The 6,723-nt window shown below is 42.1% G+C and carries 3 protein-coding genes and 1 pseudogene; all 4 read right to left on the bottom strand.

All coding sequences use genetic code 11. From position 1 onward, the window contains the following. Positions 1–221: pseudogene (locus C8N47_RS17085) on the bottom strand (family 43 glycosylhydrolase); the annotation flags it as partial. A 258-nt stretch (positions 222–479) separates the two neighbouring features. Then, positions 480–2,015, bottom strand: coding sequence for a RagB/SusD family nutrient uptake outer membrane protein (locus C8N47_RS17080; protein ID WP_170111435.1), 1,536 nt, complete (start codon positions 2,013–2,015; stop codon positions 480–482). A 29-nt stretch (positions 2,016–2,044) separates the two neighbouring features. Then, a complete protein-coding gene (locus C8N47_RS17075) occupies positions 2,045–5,503 on the bottom strand; it encodes a TonB-dependent receptor (RefSeq protein WP_107823788.1) in 3,459 nt (1,152 codons plus the stop codon). Positions 5,504–5,664: 161 nt separating this feature from the next. Beyond that, positions 5,665–6,669: a FecR family protein gene (locus C8N47_RS17070; protein WP_107823787.1), complete on the bottom strand. Its 1,005-nt coding sequence runs from the start codon at positions 6,667–6,669 to the stop codon at positions 5,665–5,667. Positions 6,670–6,723: the final 54 nt, after the last annotated feature.

Below are 6,723 nucleotides of genomic sequence, written 5' to 3'. Positions count from 1 at the left end.
TGCAGCACGGTTACTCCGGGAAACACCCACATGGTGGTGCTGACCATGTAGTAGGTATCATCAACCCGAATGACATCGGGATCGGGAAAATCGGCCGGAATTACCGGATTGGTGTAGGTACCGTCGCCATTGTCGCTATGCAGTTTTTGAGCGACTAATAACTGAGAGCCGATGAGAAATAGGAATAAGAATAGTCCGAATCGTAAGCTTAGGAATTTCATTTTATTTGGTTTAATGTAGGATTTTGAGAGTTGAGCCAAATGTTCCTTAAAATTACCTTCTGCCTCTCATTTCGAATTTCAAATGCAGCCAAAGAATTTCTGATCTTAGATAATTTCGGCGGGATTGACTTGTTGTCGAGTCCGTAAACAAACACAGATACAGAAAAGGGCTTAGCTCTCAGTGAAATTCCTGCAAACCGGAGTAAGGTCTGCAGGAATTTAAGGTGATTCTAATTAACAGATAACAATCACCTGTCTTTAATCGATGTTTGTATTTGCAGTTGTCTCTTCATTTGGATAAACCAAATAAGCTTTACTCGGATCTGATACGATATAATCAATCGGATCTGGATTTAGCGTGGAGAACTTGTTGTTTTTCCGCCATCTTGCCAGTTCCAGTTCTCTCAGCTTTTCATCCGAAAACTCGACATAGGATTCGTGCATTATAGCCCGCATTACCTGATCGTAACTATTGCAAGGATAGTTTGCAGTAGGGTAAGCTGGCATATCGACACTCGCTCTGGCTCGGATTTCATTCAAATATTCGATTGCTTTGGCCTGGGTGCCGATTTCGTTTTCGCATTCTGCGAGTTTAATCAAAACCTCGGCATAACGCATATTCCTGTAATTGATATTAGACGTGTAATAGCCACCCGGGTCTAACTTGTACATCGGTGAGTATTTTTTCCAACTTGCCTTAACTGTAGCACCGTTAAATTGAGAAGAGTTTCCGTTTTGCATCTCATCAGTAAGTACAATTGGACTTTCAGCGGGTCCGAAAGTATCACCCGAAAAATAAACCGTTGCATGCAAACGCGGATCTTCCTTTGCATCCCCCTTATAGGGTCGTTCAAAATCGTTCAACAACTTGTCCGCCGGAATGCAGTTCCGCCACGCTACCGGACTATAATCCTGGAACATAACATTTGATCGGGCATTGGATGAATTTCCATCCTCACTCCAGGTAAAGCCAGTTCCGGCAAAGCCGATTTCGAAAATAGATTCGTCATTATATTCTGTTTCTTCCATGAAGTTATCAGAATAGTTAGCTACCAGGCTATATGGACCATTCTGATAAATATCCTCCAACACATCGCGAGCATCAGAATATTTCCCCTGGTGCATATAGACACGAGCCAGCAATAACTTCGCAGCTCCTTTGCTCGCACGTCCAGCATCACTTCCGGTATAATTCCAAGCCAAATCACTTTGAATCGTTGTCAAATCTGTCTCCAACAACTGATATACCACTGACTCTTCAGAAAGAGGTTGTGCATCGCCCGGAGACTGAGCAATTTCAGTGTAAACCGGAATCTTCCCCCAATTCACCACCAAATAGTAGTAGGCCCAGGACCGAAGAAATTTCGCTTCCGCAATCCGTTGCTTTTGTACCGCGGCATCTATTTCTTCAATTTGAGGTCCAAACTGAATGACTGCATTTGCCCGGTGGATGATTCGGTAGAGTCCTCTCCAAACCACACTAATCGTGTAGTTTCCATTGTCATAAGTTCCCTCCAGCAACTGACGGTTATGCGTCTCCAATTGACCTCCGCCCGGAACATGCTCATCGGCTCGTCCGTCGCAGAAATACTGCATCATCCTTCCCCAAAGCGCTGCTCCATAAAACTCAGAATAGATTCCGTTCGTTGCAGCCGTGAGTTGGTCGGCATCTTTGTAATACTGATCCACTGTAAATTGATTTGGATTTGTCTGATCCAAAATGCTTTCATCGCAGGACACGGCTAAAAATAAGGTCAGCAAGAAAGCTGTTTTATATGCTATTTTAATTTTCATACTTTTTGAATTTAAGGGTTTAACCGACATTAAAATGACACGTTAATTCCAAATATGAATGTTCTTGGCTGCGGATAAAATCCAAAATCTACACCTTGAAGCAAGGTTGCATTCGTTCCAGAATAAGTTGACGATGCTCCAATCTCAGGGTCGTAACCATTGTATTTTGTAAAAGTGAGTAGATTCTGAGCTGTGAAGTAGAGACGAAGTGACGAAACTGCTCCTTTCGATATCGAGGACATCATGTTCGGAGAGAATGTGTAACCAAGCGTCAGATTCTTCACTCGCAAATAAGATCCGTCTTCCACGAAACGATCCGAAGTTCGAGCATTGTGGTTAGGGTCACCATTAACGGCTCTCGGTATATCCGTATTGGTATTTTCAGGAGTCCAAGCATTTAGCACCGCTTTATCCATGTTGAATAGGCGCATCATGCCTTGCGTCAATACTTTTGTTCCGTTGTAAATTTCATTGCCTTGTACTCCCTGCAACGCAACTGAAATATCAAATCCTTTGTAAGAAGCTAAAATATTGACACCGTATGAAAAATCAGGCAAGTAACTCCCGATATACGTTCGGTCATCATCTGTAATTTTACCATCAGGTTTCCCGGTGAGCTCTCCGTTGGCATCGCGTCCGTTAATATCTTTAAACTTGATATCCCCCGGAGCTGTGCTCTCAGACTGATAAAATCCGCCGGAATCTGCATTTAACGCGTCGATTTCAGGTTGAGATTGGAAAATATCATCAACCACCCAACCGTAAAAACCTTGTATCGGGTAACCTTCTTGCGTCCTGGTAATCGTATAACCACCATAGTCTGAAGTTACACCTCCCATATCGATATTAGGTTGTCCAGTACTCAGTTTCAAAACTTTATTATCAACAAAGCTGATATTTCCGTCTACTGATAAATTGAGTTCTCCGAAGCTTTTATGATATCCTGCATTGAATTCATATCCCCAGTTTTTCATAGAACCAATGTTTGTCGCAGGATTAACGGCATACCCCATTGAAGTCGGCAACGGGTTATTTACGATCAGGTTGTCTGTTTTACGCTCAAAATACTCAGCAGAAAAAGATACCGATCCCTCGAGCAGTTCCAGATCAAAACCAAAGTTTGTCATTTTGGTGATCTCCCATTCCAAGTCCTTGTTGGGCAATTTATCGAAATAGGCACCAGGATTATTCTCGTAGTTGTTGTTGAATACTGCGGTTGTATTGGAAGAAATGGAAGACTGCCATGGATAGGCTCCCACTGCGTTAAAACCTAAGGTTCCGTAACTCGCTTTTAGTTTAAGGTTAGAAATGACATTTACGTTGTCCATAAAACCTTCTTCACTTATAACCCAACCAACAGAGACTCCCGGAAAATAACCCCATTTCTTGCCAGGAGCAAATACTGACGACCCGTCACGACGGATTGAAAAATTAAATAAATACTTGTTGGCAAACGAATAGTTCAATCGGCCGGCGTAAGAAATCAATGCTGTTTCCTCTTTGTAACCATCTACTGTTTGGGCAGTAGAACCGGTTAACTCAGTAAGATCGTTCGTCGCCTGTTTGCCGTAGCCGTTAAGAACAGTTCTCTTGGTTTTCTGCTGTTCAGAAACAAGAACTGCATTGATCAAATGATTACCAAAAGCGTGATTGAAGGTTAGCTGATTCGTAAAAATCGGCGAGAAGTAGGTGAAGCGGTTATCTGTTAACTCATTATCAACCCGCTGATTATATCCCTCGTTGTAAATTGGTAATTTGATGACATTTCGGTCTGAAGTATATTCCATACCAACACTGGAACGAAATTTCAACCAGTCTGTCAGTCTTACCTCTGCAAACACGTTACCCAGCAAATTCACAACATCTGTTTTATCCGATTCAAAAGTCGCAATTCGCAAAGGATTAGCTGCATCACTTCCGTCAACAGTTTCAGGTCCGCCAAAGCCGCCTGTTTTCGTTGGATCATATGCGGGGATATAAGGCACCTGATTGACCATATGCTTTACTATTGTACGCCCACCATCGGTTCTTTGATTGCTTCTTTCACTGTAAGTTGCCTTCACATTCTCTCCCACAGTTATGCGGTCACTAACCTTGCTTTCTGTATTAACTCTGAAGCTGTGTCGGTTATAGTCAGTACCAAGCATAATCCCTTTCTGCGAAAATCTTCCGTATGACGTATACAAACGAATTTTATCATTACCACCTGATATATTGACATTTAGTTGAGAGATCGGAGCTGTGCGAAACATTTCATCCTGCCAGTCGGTTTCTGTTTGGGCAAATGTTTGTGTAGTCCCTTCATATATCGGTTCATTCATCTGGGAGAAACGAGGAGGAGCTGCATCGCCGGCATTAGTTAAGAGTTCTGTTCCAAATTGAAGATATTCATCCCGATTTAAAAGGTCCAGCATATTCCAGGCTTTCTGAATCCCAGTAGAAGCATCCACTGAAACAGTCATTTTATTGTTACGAGCTCCTTGTTTGGTCGTGATAATAATGACTCCATTCGCAGCTCTTGAGCCGTAAATTGCAGCAGACGCCGCATCCTTCAGAACTGTGACAGACTCCATATCTTTAATATCAAAGTTGTTCAAATTACCTACGGGTAAGCCATCAACAACATATAGCGGATCGGCATTAAAGTTAACAGAGCCAATTCCCCTTATACGAACTGTCGGAGAAACTCCAGGACCTCCGTTATTCACAACAGACACACCAGCAACCTCTCCCTGCAAAGCTGATTCAATGGTACTTACCTGCTTTTTTTCGAGTATTTCGTTAGACACTTTTGCAATAGAGCCGGTTAGATTCTGCCGACTTTGTGTTCCGTATCCAATTGCAACAACTTCATCCAAGCCAATTGCTTCTTCTGCCATTACAACGTTGATAACAGTGCGTCCCTGAACACTTACATCCTGAGGTTTCATTCCAACAAAGGAAAAATGAAGTATACCATTACCGTCTACTTGCGGAATATTATAATTTCCTTCCGCATCTGTAATTGTACCATTAGTACTACCTTTTACTACAACAGTTACCCCTGGCAGCGGTACACCGTCATCCCCTGTAACTTTCCCGGACACGCCAATTGTTTGAGAAACGTTTTGCGGGATCGAAGTGGAAGACAGAGCAATAGTCCGATCATTGATTTTATAAATCACGTCGGTCTGACTAAACAGCTGATCCAACACAGCAACAATCGACTGATCTTCAGCAGAGATATTTGTCTTTCGTTCTACATCAACCACCGAGGCATCGTAAATAAAATAATATTGCGACTGCTCTTCAATTTGTTGAAGTACCGTTTTGGTCGTGACATTTCGCAAGTTTAAACTAAACCGCACAGCTTGAGAATGGGCTTTTTCCGCAAAAGCGGAAACCATCCCCACAATTAACAAGAAACACATGATTCTCATAATTCTGAATAGTTTTGATTTCCAAAGCGAACACGCTAAAGAAATCATTCGACAATTCGTTTTTTTCATAAATTTGTCATGATTTGGATTTATAATTCAAGTTTAGTTACCGGCTGTTTTGGACGACTACCGGCAGCGACACAATGGAAAGGAGATGTTGACGCATCTCCTTTTTTATTTTCTGTTTGTTAGGTCATAAGCTGTTATTTTATTTTGAGTTTGATTTACGACTATTTCGACTGAAGAATAATTGTAGAAGTGTTTGAAACAGAGTCTTTCTGTATTGAATAATTAATTTGGCAAGAAAACCGGATGTACTCCATAATTTCCTTTAAGCCTTCAGTCCTGAAATTACCGGTTAGTACAGATCGGTAAACCCCCGGATCTTTAACAACAAAGGCTACGTCGAACCTACGTTCCAATCTTTTAATAACATTGGACATTGGAGCATCCTTAAAGAGAAGTTCTCCTTCCTTCCACGACATATATGTATTAGGCTGAACGTCTTCAATTGCAAGTCTATGGTTCAAGATATCGTATTTGGCCATTTGACCGGGCTTAAGCATGTCAAGTACGCTCCGGTCTTCGCTTCTCAACAGCTCAACCTTCCCCGACTCAAGAACGACCTGAATGTCATCTTCTTCCGGATATGCGCAGACATCAAATTTGGTTCCCAATACCTTTACATCTATCTGTCCGGTTGATACTACAAGAGGCAAGTCTTCATTGCGTTTCACGGCAAGGTAGGCTTGACCATAGATTGTCAAACGCCTGTTATCGAGAGCAAAATGATTGTCGTATTTCAACGTTGTACCCGAGTTCAACCACACAACGGTACTATCCGGGAGTATAACTTTCGAGATTTCTCCTTTCGGAGCAATAACTGAATTCACGACTAACGTTTCATCCCAGGACTTACTATATCGTCCCCAATAGAACATGACAACAGATAACCCGATGAGTAAAGCAATTGAAGCTGCATACTTTAAACGGACTAAACTTATCAGTCGGGGTGCTCTGTTTCTTGACAACTGAACTCTTACCTGTTTATAGGAGGTTTCAACCTTAGCGTCCGACATCTGCCGCTCAGAGGCAATTAACGCCCAAGTCGTTTTTAATCGGGAATATAATTTCTTTTTATCCGGCTCTCTTTCAATTTCCGCGATCAGCTTCTCTTTTTCGGGCGAATCCAGATTCGTGGTAATTAAATCAATCAGGTCCTCAAGCTTATTCATGCATTTCGTTTAACATTAGAATGCACGAAAGCCGCTCCTCCCCCCCCCTCTCTC

The sequence above is a fragment of the Mangrovibacterium marinum genome (assembly GCF_003046625.1).
GTDB lineage: Bacteria > Bacteroidota > Bacteroidia > Bacteroidales > Prolixibacteraceae > Mangrovibacterium > Mangrovibacterium marinum.
The sequence above is the reverse complement of the archived record's forward strand: the minus strand, read 5'-3'. Positions and strand labels throughout refer to the sequence as shown.